The sequence below is a fragment of the Delftia lacustris genome (genome assembly GCF_040267515.1).
GTDB classification, from domain to species: domain Bacteria; phylum Pseudomonadota; class Gammaproteobacteria; order Burkholderiales; family Burkholderiaceae_C; genus Comamonas; species Comamonas tsuruhatensis.
In genome coordinates, this window is the sequence record NZ_CP141274.1 from 5,560,584 (window position 1) to 5,575,573 (window position 14,990).

The 14,990-nt window shown below is 67.2% G+C and carries 12 protein-coding genes; 10 read left to right on the forward strand and 2 right to left on the reverse strand.

Going from position 1 to position 14,990, the window contains the following annotated elements; genetic code table 11:
- The first annotated feature begins 12 nt into the window (after positions 1-12).
- From U6958_RS26910 to U6958_RS26920, 3 genes are read left to right on the forward strand one after another with little or no spacing between them, the layout of a single operon-like run.
- Positions 13-1,917 carry a pilus assembly protein TadG-related protein gene (locus U6958_RS26910; protein ID WP_074921671.1) on the forward strand — a complete coding sequence of 635 codons (1,905 nt, stop codon included), beginning with the start codon at positions 13-15 and terminating at the stop codon, positions 1,915-1,917.
- 42 nt (positions 1,918-1,959) lie between these two features.
- Positions 1,960-3,354, forward strand: coding sequence for a sigma 54-interacting transcriptional regulator (locus U6958_RS26915; protein WP_016450343.1), 1,395 nt, complete (start codon positions 1,960-1,962; stop codon positions 3,352-3,354).
- Positions 3,355-3,388: 34 nt separating this feature from the next.
- A complete protein-coding gene (locus tag U6958_RS26920) occupies positions 3,389-4,663 on the forward strand; it encodes a glycosyltransferase (protein WP_203399850.1) in 1,275 nt (424 codons plus the stop codon).
- 52 nt (positions 4,664-4,715) lie between these two features.
- Here U6958_RS26920 and U6958_RS26925 read toward each other — a convergent pair whose 3' ends face one another.
- Entirely contained in the window at positions 4,716-6,158 is a 1,443-nt protein-coding gene (locus U6958_RS26925) for an EAL domain-containing protein (protein ID WP_074921674.1), read from the reverse strand.
- A 15-nt stretch (positions 6,159-6,173) separates the two neighbouring features.
- Positions 6,174-6,728: a hypothetical protein gene (locus tag U6958_RS26930; RefSeq protein WP_074921677.1), complete on the reverse strand. Its 555-nt coding sequence runs from the start codon at positions 6,726-6,728 to the stop codon at positions 6,174-6,176.
- Between the two features lie 368 nt (positions 6,729-7,096).
- On the opposite strand from U6958_RS26930, the gene U6958_RS26935 reads away from it, so the two are divergent.
- The 7 genes from U6958_RS26935 to U6958_RS26965 all read left to right on the forward strand — a co-directional run bounded on the left by U6958_RS26935 (position 7,097) and on the right by U6958_RS26965 (position 14,821).
- Positions 7,097-8,449, forward strand: a complete 1,353-nt coding sequence (locus U6958_RS26935; RefSeq protein WP_074921679.1) for a PAS domain-containing sensor histidine kinase — start codon at positions 7,097-7,099, stop codon at positions 8,447-8,449.
- Positions 8,434-9,768, forward strand: coding sequence for a sigma-54 dependent transcriptional regulator (locus U6958_RS26940; RefSeq protein ID WP_074921682.1), 1,335 nt, complete (start codon positions 8,434-8,436; stop codon positions 9,766-9,768). The genes U6958_RS26935 and U6958_RS26940 overlap by 16 nt, the downstream gene beginning before the upstream one ends.
- 173 nt (positions 9,769-9,941) lie before the next feature.
- Positions 9,942-10,610 carry a hypothetical protein gene (locus U6958_RS26945; protein ID WP_074921716.1) on the forward strand — a complete coding sequence of 223 codons (669 nt, stop codon included), beginning with the start codon at positions 9,942-9,944 and terminating at the stop codon, positions 10,608-10,610.
- A gap of 96 nt (positions 10,611-10,706) precedes the next feature.
- Positions 10,707-11,054 carry a DMT family protein gene (locus tag U6958_RS26950; protein WP_012203978.1) on the forward strand — a complete coding sequence of 116 codons (348 nt, stop codon included), beginning with the start codon at positions 10,707-10,709 and terminating at the stop codon, positions 11,052-11,054.
- Positions 11,055-11,065: 11 nt separating this feature from the next.
- A complete protein-coding gene (locus tag U6958_RS26955) occupies positions 11,066-12,277 on the forward strand; it encodes an MFS transporter (RefSeq protein ID WP_046987240.1) in 1,212 nt (403 codons plus the stop codon).
- Between the two features lie 140 nt (positions 12,278-12,417).
- The gene (locus U6958_RS26960; RefSeq protein WP_074921685.1) at positions 12,418-13,392 is read left to right on the forward strand and encodes a DNA/RNA non-specific endonuclease; all 975 of its coding nucleotides are present in this window, start codon (positions 12,418-12,420) and stop codon (positions 13,390-13,392) included.
- Between the two features lie 241 nt (positions 13,393-13,633).
- Positions 13,634-14,821: an IS481 family transposase gene (locus U6958_RS26965; protein WP_012202818.1), complete on the forward strand. Its 1,188-nt coding sequence runs from the start codon at positions 13,634-13,636 to the stop codon at positions 14,819-14,821.
- Positions 14,822-14,990 lie beyond the last annotated feature (169 nt).

Here is a 14,990-nt window from a genome sequence, read left to right on the forward strand (position 1 = left end):
AGAGAGGCTGCCATGCGAATCTATCCGCCCTCCATTCAGAAAATAGGCTTGTTCAAAGACAGGGGAACCCTGTTGATACAGTTCGCCCTGCTTCTAGCCGTGCTCATAAGCATTCTCGGAACGGCGCAAATTGGCTACATGTATTACGCCAAGCGCGATCTGCAACGGATCGCGGATCTTGCTGCCCTGGAAGCCATCAGTGCGCTCGTGGACCCCTCCACTTGCACGGCTGCAGAGGCTGCGGGAATGAATAGCATCACCACCCAGTGGAAATGGCCGGCAGGGGTGTCTCCTGCCCCGCTGCAGCAAAGCGTGCGCTGCCTCAAATGGAGCAGGGATGCCGGCCCAGCCTTTGGGGCAGCACCCTTCAATGCAGTACAGGTTCGGCTGAGAGGCAAAAGCCTGCAACTATTGCCTTTCCTGGGCAACAGAGAGATCTATGCCGAATCCATCTCGGCGATTCCAGATGACCCTATTGCGGCTTTTTCCCTAGGTTCCGGCGTGGCCAGGCTGGATGAAGGTGCACTCAATCGTCTGCTCACCATGCTGTTGGGAACGAATGTCAATCTGAGCTTGGCGGACTACCAAGGGCTTGCCAACACCAAGGTCAACCTCCTGGGATTGAAGGAGGCGTTGAACATCTCTGCAGGCACCTATGAGGAGCTGCTTAATGCCGATGTGCTGCTGACCAAACTATTGGAATCCAGCATCAGTGTCATACAGAACTCTCCTGGCAGCGACACCGCAAACATCGCAATAGCTGCGCTGGACAAGCTTCTGACGCTACCCATCGCAGTCAATATCCAAAACACCGTCATCTCCCTGCTGAAGGCTCCTGGCCAGAACGGTTTACTCGACATCGGTCTCTTCAAAGACAATCCGATGTCCGCACTGATCGCTGATGTTAGTGCCCTGAGCCTCCTGATGGTGGGATTGCAGGTGGCCAACGTGGACTCTGCCGCCACTTTGCAGACCGGTATCGACCTGAAGCCGCTGGCCGATGTAGCGATCAAGGCAAAAATCATAGAACCACCAGTCATCGCAGTGGGCCCTCCCGGCTACGACAGCACGGGCAAACCCCGAACCACGGCGCACACTGGTCAGATACGCACCTTCTTGGATATCAAGGCCCTCACGCCGGTGGCGGGTAAAACCAGCCTTCTCGATCTGAACCTGCTGCTGGCCAGCGTCAAGGTATCCATGCCTGCGGGCCAGTTGGTCAACCTACCGCTTTATGTCGAGGTGGGATCGGCAGACGGCAGGCTCGAAGAAGTCATCTGCAGATACGAAGGTAACAAGCACCGTGTCCGCATTGATGCCAGGCCTGGCCTGGCGCATGTGTTCCTGGGCAATGTGCCTGCGGCGCTGACCAACACCACTACGCCATGGGAAAACCTGACCAAGGAAAAATTTCATCTGTTGAGCCTGAAGCTGGATATCAAGCTGCTCCTGGGACTGATCCCCGTGGTCGAAGCACCTATTGCCCTGAAGGCGAAGCTGGACCTCCCTGTCAATGCACCTGGGGCTTATTCCAGCCTTTATTACGACTATGAAAAAAGCAAGCCCCGAGCCGAGCAAACGCTTATCAAAAGCGTGGGTATGAAGCAGCAGCTGGGCCAATCCATCGGTAACGCCATCAATGCAGGTTTGCTGGAAGTGGAGCTCGATACCTCGGGGCTGAAGTTGCTAGGCCTGGACCTGGGACTCGTGAGCAGCATCGTTGATGGCCTGGTCAATGGCCTCGTTGGCATCGTCAGCGGCGTTCTGGGGCTGCTCAATGTGGTGCTGATGCCGGTCCTGGCCTTGTTGGATGGAGTGTTGCTTGGACCGCTGCTTGAAGCGCTTGGGATCCAAGTCGGGTACGCAGACGTCGAGCTGCTTTGGGCCGATTGCAATTACGGCGTCATCGTTCAATAGCAGCGCATTCAATCTTTGAAACAACCAAAAAGCGAGACTCAGGTGAATCTGGACGAGCTGGTCATCTATGTGTGGGAAGGACAGGCCGACATCGCCGAGCGGGTGGAGCGCTGCGTGCTCAACCTGGGCGTGGACGTGGTGCGCGCCGACGGGCTGACCCTGCCCGCCGACACCAGCGAGCTGGGCAATGCGATCGCCGTGGTCAGCGTCTCGGTGCTGGAGGGCGCGCGCTTCACGCGCCAGGGCGTGGAGGGCACCTTCGGCATGCCCGTGCTGTGGGTCAGCGCCAAGCAGCGCGACGCCAACGCCGGCACCTATGCCATGGAGTACTCGCATGTGCTGCCCTTCGACTTCACGGGGGCCGAGCTGCGGGCCATGCTGGTGCGCATACTGCGGCGCATGCAGAGCAACCAGCGCCAGGTGCAGCGCTCGGAGGACATCATCGCCGTGGCCGACTGCATGCAGCGCCTGCTGCGCGACGTGGACACCTTTGCCGACTGCGAGCACAGCGTGCTCATCATCGGCGAGACCGGCGTGGGCAAGGAGCGCATTGCCGAGCGGCTGCACGAGCGCAACAACCGCTACGGCCAGGGCCCCTTCGTGGTGGTCAACTGCGGCGCCATCCCGGACGGGCTGTTCGAGTCCCTGTTCTTCGGCCACGCCAAGGGCTCGTTCACGGGCGCGGTCAATGCCCACAAGGGCTATCTGGAGCAGGCCAACGGCGGCACGCTGTTCCTGGACGAGATCGCGGACCTGCCGCTGTACCAGCAGGTCAAGCTGCTGCGCGTGCTGGAAGAGCGCGCCATCACGCGGCTGGGGTCGGCCGCCGCCGTGCGGCTGGATTTCCGGCTGGTGGCGGCCACCAACAAGCCGCTGCGCGGGCTGGTGCGCGAGGGACGCTTCCGGGCCGACCTGTTCTTCCGCCTGGCCGTGATCGAGCTGCAGATCCCCAGCCTGGAGGAGCGCGGCGAGGCCGACAAGCTGGCCATCTTCCACGCCATCCTGCACAAGGTGGTGGGCGAGGCCACGATGAAGGAGCTGGGCGAGCCGCCCTTCTTCATCCTCGACGCCGTGGCCCAGATGTACTTCCCCGGCAATGTGCGCGAGCTGCGCAACCTGGCCGAGCGCATCGGCGTGGCCGCCCGCCAGACGCGCGACTGGAACGCCGACGGCGCCACGCAGCGCATCCTGCAGCACGCCCAGGCCCTGTCGGCCACCACCTTCCCGCCGGACGCCGGCGCCGCCGAGCCCCTGCTGGCCGACCGCAGCAACTGGGACATGGACGAGCGCAACCGCATCATCGCGGCGCTCAACACCAATGACTGGAAGCGCCAGAACACGGCCCAGCACCTGGGCATCAGCCGCAAGGTGCTCTGGGAAAAGATGCGCAAGTACCAGATCAGCGACGGCGAGCCCGAAGTGCCCGTGCCGGGCTGAGCACGCCCTCCGACACATCCCATCCCCCCACGCCATGGAGACTTCCACGAACATGCAGGACAAGCCGGTCATCATCTTCGTCAGCGCCGTCTACCCCAGCCAGTACAGCCTGCTGTGCAGCCACCTTCGCGCCAGCGGCGCGGCCGACAGCTGGTTCATGACCATGCCCGGCCATGCCGAGAACTACGCCAGCCAGTGCGACCACCTGCTGTCGTTCCGGCCCGATGGCGACATCGTCGGCCCGCAAAGCTACTACTACTCCAGCAAGGTGGAGCGCTCGGCGCGCATAGGCCGCGGCCTGCTGCAGGGCCTGCAGGCCTTCGAGAAGGAAAAGGGCAAGCGCATCGACGTGGTGGTCGCCCACTCGCTGTGGGCCGCGCCCAACCTGCTGTACGGCGAGATCGATGCCGCCATCGTCAGCTACATCGAATTCCCCAGCTACCGCGTGCACGGCAACGAGCCCGACTACCCGCCCGACCTGTCCCAGCGCCTGGCCGACCGCAACATGGAAATGCTGCACTACCACCAGGTGCTGTGCAGCGACCTGACCATCGCGCCCAGCGCCCATGCGCGCTCGCTGTTCCCGCCGCTGCTGCAGGAGCGCGTGGCCGTGCAGTTCGAGGGCTTCGACATCCAGGCCCCTGACGAGCAGGCCGAGCCGGTGCCGCGCCAGGACGCGCGCTTCACCGTGGCCTTCTCATCGCGCGACCTGTCCAGCTCCAAGGGCTTCGAGACCTTCATGCGCCTGGTCGACCGCCTGGTGCGCGAGGGCGATGGCCAGCAGATGCGCTTCATCGCCCTGGGCGACCCCACGGCCGTGACCTACGGTTACGAACAGCAATGGGTGGAGCGCCGCTACCAGGGCAAGGTGGCCAGTTTCCGCGACCATCTGCTGCAGATCCACCCGGCCGCACAGGTGGTGGAGTTCCCGGGCAAGCTGCCGTACGACGAGTTCGCGCGCACCCTGGCCTCGGTGGACCTGTTCCTCTACCCGCTGCGCTACGGCGTGGCCAACTGGGGATTGATGGAGATCCTGGCGCGCGGCGGCTGCGTGATCGGATCGAACTGGGGCTTTGTGCCGGAGCTGGTGCAAAACGACGTCAACGGCCTGCTGCTGCCCGACAGCGACGACGCCTGGATCGGCGCCATCCGCCAGCTGCGCGACGACCCGGCCCGGCGCCAGCGCTACAGCCGGGCCGCGCGCGAGACGGGCAAGCGCTTTCACATCTCCAACGTGGCACCGCGCTTCATGGACCTGTTCCGCCTGGCCATGGCGCGGCGCAAGGCGAGCCCGCTGATGCTGGAGTAAGGTGCAATGCGGGCCGGGCTCGGCCTGCGTTCAGGTGCGGGCCCTTGCGCCCTTAGGCGGCGGACAGCGCCGATGCAGGGGCCCCGACAGTCCCGACAGCCCCGACGGCCCCGCCAGTCCCGCCGTCGGCAGCCGAAAGAGCCGTCACGCGGTCCATGCCACTCCAGCTCAGGGCCATGCTCAGTGCCATGTCCAGCGCGTCGCCCTCCTGCGCCTCGGACGCCTGCAGCACCTCCAGCACATCGGCCACGCACACCACCTGGTCGAGCAGCCCATGCAGCGATGGCCGGGCTATGAAAAACCCCTGCACGCCATGCGCCCCCGCAAGCGCCACGGCCTCCATGCCCTGGGCGGACTCCACGCCTTCCACGATCACGCAGGCGCCGCGGTCGGCGCACAGGCTGATCAGGCCCTGCAGCATCCGGGCCGACGGCCGGGACTGCAGGCTCTGGTCCAGCACGGACTTGTCGATCTTGACGATGTTGGCGCGCAGCTTGCCCAGGATGTCCAGGCCGCCGCGCCGGGGAACGATATCGTCCAGCGCCACGCGCACGCCCAGGATCTGCAGGTGCCGCACCAGGCCCAGCGCGGCCTTCTCGCAGGGGAAGACACCGGTCTCGGTGATCTCCAGCACCAGGCGCTGGGCGATCTCGGGCCGCTCCTCCAGATAGTCGAACACGCCTTCCCACCAGGCCTCGTCGCAGAACGAGGCGGCCGACAGATTGCAGCCCAGGCTGTGGCCGGTCTTCATCTCCAGCGCCCCTATCACCGACCACAGCACGCTGCGGTCCAGCCGCGCGGCCAGGCCCAGCCGCTCCAGCGCCTCGATGGCATGGGGCACGGCATAGTTGTCGTAGGCAGAGAACACGCTGCGGCGCAGCAGGCACTCGTGGTAAAGCGTGCGGCCCGTGCCGGTCCCACTGCCTCCCCCTGCCATGCCCCCGGGCTCCAGCAGCGTCACGGGCTGGAATGCCAGCGCCAGATGGCCCAGCCGCAGATCGTCCAGCAGGCGGCCCGCCAGCTGCATGTCGGCCTGGTAGCCCTTGACGAGCCTGGCGGGCATTCTGCGCACCGCCATGTCCTGGCCGCCCGCCGTGGCGTGGCCCTTGCCGCGTATCTCGTGCAGCCCCGCGAAGGAGACGCAGCCCAGCGCCTGCACCTCGGCCCGCAGATAGGCCTGGCGCGAGCCGTGCACCACGGGCTCGCTCACCAGGGCGGACTCCAGCGCATGCATCCAGCCATGCCGGGCATGATGGCCGGGCAGCACCGTGTCGGCCAGCGTGCGGGGGTCGAACCCGCGAACCAGCAGCGTATCGCCCGCGCGCTCCAGCGATTGGGCATCAATGCCCAGGCCCTTGAGCCGGTCCATGCAGGCCTGCATGGCCTCGTCGCAGAAACCGTTGCCATAGACGCTGCGCCAGGCCTGCAGGGGCGGCAGCCAGATGGCCAGATCCAGGGGCATGTCGCTGTGCGAGGGTTCGATGATGTCGTGCATGGTGAGCGCCTTCGTTCAACGGCCTGCAATGGGTTGTGAATAGCAGTGAAATCCGATCGCCCTGCGCCCCCGGCCGGCCGGCCCGCCGCCGAGCATGCCGGCATCCACGGCCGACAGCGCCAGGTCCACATGGCCGGCCACCAGGTCAAAGACCACCGAGCAGGCATCCGCCTTGCGGCTGAAATACGCCAGCGTGGCATCCGTTCCGCCGGCAAAGCTGCCCAGCAGCGCCTGCCCGTCCTGCTCCTGGAACACCGCCTGCGCGCTGCCCTGCTGCGGCACGATGACCCGGTCGCCCTGCTGCAGCAAGGCGCCGGCCTGCGCCACGATCACATCGCTGCGCCGCACGATGCGCACGCCCTCGCTCACCCGCGTGAGCAGCGCCACCGGCGCCGCCTGCGCCACCTGCGCATTGGGGCTTCCGTCGCCCGCCTCGCGCGCAGCGGTGCGCGGCAAGGCGGCAGACGCAAACGACGCGGGTACGTTCAACGGCTTGCTGCGCGCCCTTTCCGGGTAGGCGCGCAGTCGCGGCAGGGGCATGCCTGCAAACGACAACGAGACAGCGGCCATGGTTTCTCCTCCGAAAGACAGCGATCAATGGGGCGGCCGGCGCAGCACACGGTTTTCCAGACACTGCGACAAGCTTTTTGCATCCTGTTGCAACAAGCGTGCCATGGGCCTGGACGTCTTCATCCAACGCAAAGCCATCTGTAACCTATTGATTTATTTGGGCACCCAAGCACAGCCACCACCGTGTCACCCTGCGGCGTTACGTGCGATGTCACGTAACGCCGGCACGCCACGGCGTTACTTTCACGGCGGCCGCGCAGGACGACGCTGCCCTGGCTGCCAGGCGCGGCCCCCCTTTCGGTGTATGTTCCAGCGCATCACTTCAGGAGCCGGCCCTGTCCCCGCAAAAGTCCATCCAACGGGATCTGGTGATCCTCTGGCTCACCATCTCGGCCGTCGCCCTGGTGCTGGCGTGGCTGCTGTTGCTGTTGACCCGGCAGGGCACCGAACCGCAGATTACCCGCGCCCGCGACGCCGCAGGCGTCAGCTGCAGCGCGCTGCAGGCCGGGGCCGCGCGCATGGGGCTGGCGGGGCTGACGGCAGATACGCCATCTGCCCAGGCCCGGTCCGCCGCGCAGGCCGTGCTGGACCTGGCGCTGCGCGAGCGCCCCGGCATGGAGGGCGGCTTCTGGCGCGAGGGCCCCGGCGTGGTGGCCTATGCGTTTCCCACCTATGACGGCTCCGGCATCAAGCGCGATGCGCCCAGTGCGGAGATGGAGCGCATCGCCTCCACCGCCCAGCGCGCACGGGACAGCGCCGGGCTGGTGACCGACCTGCGCCCCGGCCTGCGCGAGGCGGTGGTCTTTGCCGCCTGCCCGGCCCAGGCGGACGCACCCGGGCTGGTGGCCTGGACACTGATGCGCGTTCCCCTGATCAGCGCCGACGTGGTCAACCCCCTCATCCTTGCCGTGAGCCTGCTGCTGGGCATGGTCCTGGTCTCGGGCCTGTGGCTGGGCAGAATGCTGCGGCGCTGGCAGCGGCAGTCGGCACAGATGGAGCAGCAACTGCTCGGCGCCGAACGGCTGGCCACCCTGGGCCGGCTGTCGGCCGGCCTGGCGCACGAGATCCGCAACCCGCTGGGCACCATGCGCATGAAGGCCGAGAACGCCCTGGCCGCGCCCGAGCCACTGCGGCAGGCCCGCAGCCAGGGCGCCCTGGAGGCCGTGCTGGCCCAGACCGCGCGCCTGGAAGACCTGGTATCGAGCCTGCTGGCCTTGACCCAGCCCTTCCGCGTGCACCCGGAGCCCGTGGACCTGCAGCAGCTGCTGGACGAAAGGCTCCAGGCCCATGCAGAAATGGCCCAGGCCAGCGGCGTGCAGCTGGCAACGGCGGTGTCCGCCGGCCTTGCCCGGGACCTGCGGGAAGGGCGCCGCCCGCTGCTGGACCCCGCACAGATGGCCCGCGCGCTGGACAATCTGCTGCTCAACGCCCTGGCGCACACGGCGGACGGCGGCCGGGTGGAACTGGGCGCGGACCGGGACGCCAAAGGCTGCCTGCGGCTGTGGATTGCCGATGACGGCACCGGCATCGCGGCCGAACTGCGCGACACGCTGTTCGAGCCCTTCACCACCGCACGCCCCGGCGGCACCGGGCTGGGATTGGCGCTGGTGCGCGAAATCGTCCAGGCCCACGGCGGCCGGATCGCCCTGGCCAAGACTGCACAAGGCAAGACTGCACAAGGCACCCGCATAGAAATGGAATTTCCATGGCCCGCATCCTGATCGTGGACGACGACACGGCCTTCCGTGAAAGCCTGGCCGAGATGCTGGGCGACCTGGGCCACGCAGTCAGCGCGGCGCCCACGGTGGCGGCGGGGCTGCAGGTGCTGCAGGGCGGTTCGGTGGATGTGGCCATCGTCGATCTGCGCATGCCCGGCGAGGACGGGCTGGCCTTCCTGCGCAAGGCCCGCGGCCTCTCGCGGGCGCCCTGCATCATGCTCACGGCCTATGCCAGCGGCAGCAACACCATCGAGGCCATGCGCCTGGGCGCTTTCGACCACCTGACCAAGCCCATTGCCAGAACCTCGCTGGTCGAGGTGCTGGAGCGCGCATTGCTCAGTGCCGGCCAGGCCGGCAGCCCCGAGAACGTGGCGCAGAACCAGGAGCCGGAAGGCGATGACGCCGAACTGGTCAGCGGCAGCGAGGCCATGCGGCAGGTCTTCAAGCGCATCGGCCTGGCGGCGGACAGCGACGCCACCGTGCTGGTGCTGGGCGAGACCGGCACGGGCAAGGAACTGGTGGCACGCGCCCTGCACCGCAACAGCGCCCGGGCGGAACGCCCCTTCGTGGCCGTCAACTGCGCCGCCATTCCGGCAGACCTGATGGAAAGCGAACTCTTCGGCCATGTGAAGGGCGCCTTCACGGGCGCTGCCAGCGACCGCGCCGGGCGCTTTCGCGAGGCGCAGGGCGGCACGCTGTTCCTCGATGAAGTGGGCGACATGCCGCTGCCCACGCAGGCCAAGATCCTCCGGGCGCTGCAGGAGCGCGAGATCACGCCCGTGGGCGCCAGCCGGGCGCTGCCCGTGAACGTGCGCATCATCGCGGCCACGCACCGCGACCTGCCGGACGCCGTCAGGCAGGGGCGCTTTCGCGAGGATCTCTGGTACCGGCTCCAGGTCGTGCCCGTGCACCTGCCGCCGCTGCGCGAGCGCCTGGGCGACGTGCTGCTGCTGGCCGAGCATTTCCTGCGCCAAGGCGGCGGCGCCTCGCCCAAGCGCCTGGGGGCCGACGCCGCGCGCCTGCTGCTGGCGCACGACTGGCCCGGCAACGTGCGCGAGCTGCGCAACGCCATGGAGCGCGCGGCCCTGCTGTGCCCCGGGCCGGTCATCGGGCCCGAGCACATCGGCCTGCAGCCTGCGGCGGCGAACGGCCCCGCCATCGACTGGAACGGGCCGCTGGCCCCAGCCGTCGCCCAGCTGGAACGTGAAATGGTCACGCGTGCCCTGGCCGCAACCATGGGCAACCGTGCCGAGGCCGCACGCCGCCTGGGCCTGTCGCGCCAGCAGCTGTACCGCAAGCTCGCGGAGTTCGGCCTGGGTTGAGGCAGCAGCGGGGACAGGCGCCGCCTGCGGTGTCCGGATGGGTGACACCCCCTGTCGCCATCTCGGACACATGGCCCGCTTCAGCGACCGCAAGCCCTTGATTTCATGAAGTTTCCGGATGGCATGGCGCTTGCATTGGACTGTGCATGTCCATCGCCAACCCAGGAGCCATCATGACCCGTCTCACCCTTTCTTCCGCCGCCCTGTGGCTGGGTGCCAGCGCACTGAACGCGCATGCCGCCCCGCCCCTGCCTGCCCACGGCCCTGGCGCGCCCCACGCGGCCATGCCGCACGCGCAGGCCGTGCTCGAGAGCCCAGTCGCCCGGCTGCTCACCAACCCTTACGGGGAAGTGGACGGGCTGCGCCTGACCGATGGCACGGTGGTCCGGTTCCCGCCCCACATGGCCGATGCGCTGACGACCGCCGTGAAGGTGGGCGACACGGTGCGCATCATCGGCCGCAGCGAAGCCGGTGGTGCGGTCAAGGCAGACGCCATCGTGAACACCGCCACCGGCCAGACCGTGTATGACCAGCCACCGGAGCCCGGCCGCGCCCGCCCCATGCCCCCGCACCTGCGCATGGCCGGACTGCAGACGCAGCAGGCCCAGGGCCGCATCGAGGCCGTTCTCACCGGCCCGCGCGGCGATGCCAACGGCGTCATCCTGTCCGACGGCGCCATCGTGCGCTTTGCCCCCCATGCGCTGCAGCAGCCGCTGCAGCCGGGGCAGCTTCTTGCCGCCTCGGGCCTGGGCACGCGCAACGCGCACGGCACCTCGCTGGAGGCCACCAGCATGGGGGCCAGCCTGTCGGACCTGCAGCCGCTGTACGACCGCGCGCGCTGATGCCACCGCCCGGTCCCCGGGGCCGGGCGGGTTCCTGCCCCTTCCTGGTTTCCTGCTTCCCTGCTGCCCTGCTCTCCCGCTTTCACCGAACCCGCCATGTCCCCCAAGATCGCCCCCGTCCTGCTGCTGCTGATCTCCAACGTCTTCATGACCTTCGCCTGGTACGGGCACCTGAAGTTCGAGAACCGCCCGCTGTACCTCGTCATCCTGGTGAGCTGGTTGATCGCGCTGGCCGAGTACTGCTTTGCCGTGCCCGCCAACCGGCTCGGCCATGAGGTCTACAGCGCGGCCGAGCTCAAGACCATCCAGGAGGTGATCACGCTGGTGGTGTTCGCCGTCTTCTCCGTGCTCTACCTGGGCGAGAAGCTCACCCTCAACCACCTGGTGGGCTTCGGCTTCATCTGCCTGGGCGCCTTCTTCGTGTTCAAGGGCCCCTTGCGCTGAAGGAAGCCGCCATGCACCGCACACACCACCATGCGCGGCGCTGGCTGCCGGGGCTCCACTTCTTCCTGGCCGACGTGCGCGACGGCCTGGGCCCCTTCCTGGGCGTCTTCCTGCTCGCCCAGGGCTGGCGGCTGGACGACATCGGCTACGTCATGGCCCTGGGCGGCATCACGGGCATGCTGGCCACCACGCCGCTGGGCGCGCTGGTCGATGCCTCGCGCCGCAAGCGCAGGCTGCTGGCAGCGGCCATCGCCCTGCTGCTGGCGGGCAACCTGGCCATCTGGATCGCACCGTCGCTGGCCGTGACGGCGGCATCGCAGGTCATCACCGGCGTGGTCGCGGCCTTGATCGCCCCCTGCCTGCTGGGCATCACGCTGCAGATCACCGGCCATGCGGACCTGCCCCGGCAACTGGGCATCAACGAAGCCTGGAACCACGCCGGCAACGTGGCCACGGCCGCACTGGCGGGGGCCATGGGCCTGCGCTGGGGACTGCCTTCCGTCTTCGTGCTCATGGCCTTGATGGGCTGCGCCTCGCTGGCCTGCCTGGCGCTGATGCGGCTGGATGAAACCCCGCAAGGCACGCCGCCCCCAGAGCAGGCCGGGCCTTGCGCACCCGGCCTGATGCACGTGCTCACGGGCACGCCGGCGCTGCGGGTGCTGGCCGTGGCCATGCTGCTGTTCCACCTGGGCAATGCCGCCATGCTGCCGCTGCTGGGCCAGGCCGCCGTGGCGCGCGGCCATGCCAACCCCAGCGGCTTCACGGCGCTGACCATCATCGTGGCGCAACTGGTCATGATCCCCATGGCCCTGCTCGCCGGGCGCCACGCCCAGCGCAGCGGCTACTGGCTGCTGGTCAAGGCGGCCCTGCTGTCGCTGCCGCTGCGCGGCCTGGTCGCCGCCACCTGGGATTCGGACTGGGCGCTGATCCCCGTGCAGGTGCTGGACGGCGTGGGCGCCGGGCTGCTGGGCGTTGCCCTGCCGGGCCTGGTCGCGCAGACGCTGCGCGGCACCGGCCACGTCAACGCAGGCCTGGGCGCCGTGATGACGCTGCAGGGCCTGGGCGCGGCCGCCAGCCCGGCACTGGCGGGCTGGATCGCGCAGCGCTTCGGCTTTGATGCGGCCTTTCTTTCGCTGGGCGGCATCGCGGTGCTGGCCCTGGCGCTGTGCTGGTTCGGCGCACCGTCCGAACACCGGGCGGCCCGTCTCCAGCCCAAGGCCTGAGGACCGGCAGCGCACGGCTCGCTTTCGGAGCACCTGGACACATTTGGGGGCCTGGAAACATAGGAGAATTCCTAGGACCCGAACCAGAACCCGCGCCATTGCGGACTTGCCTCCCTGCGGCCAGCGCCTGCCGCCCCCGAATGACAGTCAAGAACAAGAAGCCTTCCGCGCGCAAGCGCAGTTCCTCCCCCGCCTCCAAGAAGAAAGCCTCCGGCCGCAGCGGCCGCAGCGGACTGTGGCGCTCCGTGATCGCCGCCGTGGTCGCGGCAGCGGGCACCTTCCAGATCGCCAGCTGCAGCCTGGACCCGAACTGGCATCCCAAGCTGCCCGAGCCGCCCCTGCTGTCCACCCTGCCCATCCCCGGGCTGGAGCACCTGCGCAAGCAGCCGGAGACAGGTTCGGGCACGGCCTCCGGTGGTGGCAGCCCGCCTGCCGGCAGCCTGGCCACGGGCTTTTCGCACTGCCGCGATTTCTTCCCCGGTGGCGAGCCCCCTGCCCTGCAGGTCCAGCCCCTTCAGCGCGAGCTGTGCTTCAGCGCCTTCGCCGTGCTGCACAGCGGACAGACCAAGACGCCCGTCTTCGTGGTGGAGCGCCTGAACCGCCAGTTGCTGGAGCAGGGCCAGGGCCTCAAGCGCAGCGACAAGTTCTATGCCGATGCCCGCCTGCCCCGCGCCGAGCGTGCCGAACTGGACGACTACCGCCGCTCCGGCTACTCGCGCGGCCACATGGCGCCGGCCGGCGACATGTACTCGCCCGAGGCCATGGCCCAGAGCTTCAGCCTGGCCAACATGGTTCCCCAGGACCAGACCCACAACGGCGGCGTCTGGAGCAAGGTCGAGCAGGACACGCGCCGCTACGCCCAGCGCGCCAAGGGCGATGTCTACGTCTTCACCGGGCCGGTGTTCGACGGCCAGCCGCTGACCATCGGGCCGGGCAAGGTCCATGTGCCCAGCCATATCTTCAAGCTGGTCTACGACGCGAGCACGGGGCGTGCCTGGGCGCACTGGCAGGCCAATAGCCCGGATACGCGGATGAGTGCGCCCATCAGTTATGAGGAGTTCACTCGGAGGACGGGGATGCCGTTGTTGGCGGGGGTGATGAGGGGGCGGGGTTAGCGTTTCGCGCTGGTTGCTGGCGTGGGGTGGGGGTCCTGTTTTTGACCCTGCCGGGGGGGTGTTTTTCGAGGCCGGGTCTCGGCCCGGCTGCCGACTGCCCTTTCTTGATTCGCCAAGAAAGGTCAGATCAAAGAAGGCGACCGGTACGACTCACACTCATAGGTGACACATCAGTACAAGGACATGGGTAACAGATCCAAGCTTGGCAGCTGGAGCCAACAGCAGCCAAGGAGCGATCACCATGCCCTGGAAGGAGTGCGCACCCATGGACGAGAAACTGCTCTTCATAGCCGACCACCTGCGCGGTGGTGCGCCGCTGAGCGAGCTGTGCAGGCGCTACGGCATCAGCCGCAAGACGGCCTACAAGTGGGTTGAGCGTTACCGCCAACTGGGCATGGATGGATTGCAAGAACGCAGTCGCAGGCCCCACGGGAACAATCAGGCGATCAGCTATGCACAGCGCCGGGCCATCATTGAGCTGCGCACGCAGCAAAGGTCACAGATGGGGCCCAAGAAGCTGCACGCTTTGCTCCTGCAGCGCTGGGGCCCACAGGAGACACCCAGCAAAACCACCATCTACAACGTGCTGAAGGCTGAGGGGCTTGTTTGCAGCAGGCGTGTACGCAGACGCTCGGTGCCTACGGCCCAGCCCTTGCGAACGAGCAAGCAGCCCAATGGGGTGTGGAGTGCAGACTACAAAGGCCAGTTCAAGACAGCCGATGGTCACTGGTGCTATCCATTGACCATCATGGACCACGCCAGCCGTTATTTGCTGGCCGTGCATGTCTACGACAGCCCCAACTACGAGGATGCCAAACGCAGCTTCGAACAGGTGTTTCGGCAATACGGACTGCCCGAGCGCATACGCAGTGACAACGGTCCGCCGTTCGCGACTACTGGCGTGGCGGGCCTGTCACGCCTGGCGATATGGTGGATAAGGCTGGGCATCAGGCCGGAGCGCATCGAGAGGGGCAAGCCACAGCAAAACGGTCGCCACGAGCGGATGCACCGCACGCTCAAGCATGCCCTGGGCAAAGAGCCTGCGGCGGACAAAGCGGCATTGCAGATGCAGCTCGATGCCTTTGTGGAGCACTACAACCAGCAGCGCCCGCATGAGGCCTTGCAGCAAAGCATGCCGGCCCAGCATTACAGCGACTCGACCAGGCCATACCCCTCAAAGCTACCCGAGCTGCAGTACCCGAAGCATTGGGAAAGGGTTCGGGTCAGCCACAACGGCTTGATCTACTGGCGAGCGCTGCGGGTCTACATAGGCTACCTGCTGGCGGGGCAGTGGATCGGGATGCAGGAGGTGGCCGCTGGCCAGTGGGATGTGTATCTGGGGCCGGTGCGACTGGGCTGCTTCAACGAAGAGGATGTGCGAGGACCGCAGAAGGACTATGTGAGCTTGAAGTGTTACCCATGTCTGTGAGCTGAGTTGTTACCCATGTCCTTGACACGTACAACCCGGATGTCCGCGACCCTCCGCTTCGCTGCGGGCAACCTGCGTCGTGGCGGTTGCGGGGTTTGCCGCAGAACTCGCTTTGCGCTTCGCGCGCCGCTCAAACAACTGCGGCAAGTCAGTTGACGAAGCAGTCCTG

Bases quoted from the DNA above. Each gene is read 5' to 3' on its own strand.
- U6958_RS26965 (WP_012202818.1), top strand. From the start codon at position 13,634: ATGCCCTGGAAGGAGTGCGCACCCATGGACGAGAAACTGCTCTTCATA.
- U6958_RS26920 (WP_203399850.1), top strand. From the start codon at position 3,389: ATGGAGACTTCCACGAACATGCAGGACAAGCCGGTCATCATCTTCGTC.
- U6958_RS26925 (WP_074921674.1), bottom strand. From the start codon at position 6,158: ATGCACGACATCATCGAACCCTCGCACAGCGACATGCCCCTGGATCTG.
- U6958_RS26960 (WP_074921685.1), top strand. From the start codon at position 12,418: ATGACAGTCAAGAACAAGAAGCCTTCCGCGCGCAAGCGCAGTTCCTCC.
- U6958_RS26945 (WP_074921716.1), top strand. From the start codon at position 9,942: ATGACCCGTCTCACCCTTTCTTCCGCCGCCCTGTGGCTGGGTGCCAGC.
- U6958_RS26910 (WP_074921671.1), top strand. From the start codon at position 13: ATGCGAATCTATCCGCCCTCCATTCAGAAAATAGGCTTGTTCAAAGAC.
- U6958_RS26930 (WP_074921677.1), bottom strand. From the start codon at position 6,728: ATGGCCGCTGTCTCGTTGTCGTTTGCAGGCATGCCCCTGCCGCGACTG.
- U6958_RS26950 (WP_012203978.1), top strand. From the start codon at position 10,707: ATGTCCCCCAAGATCGCCCCCGTCCTGCTGCTGCTGATCTCCAACGTC.
- U6958_RS26940 (WP_074921682.1), top strand. From the start codon at position 8,434: ATGGCCCGCATCCTGATCGTGGACGACGACACGGCCTTCCGTGAAAGC.
- U6958_RS26955 (WP_046987240.1), top strand. From the start codon at position 11,066: ATGCACCGCACACACCACCATGCGCGGCGCTGGCTGCCGGGGCTCCAC.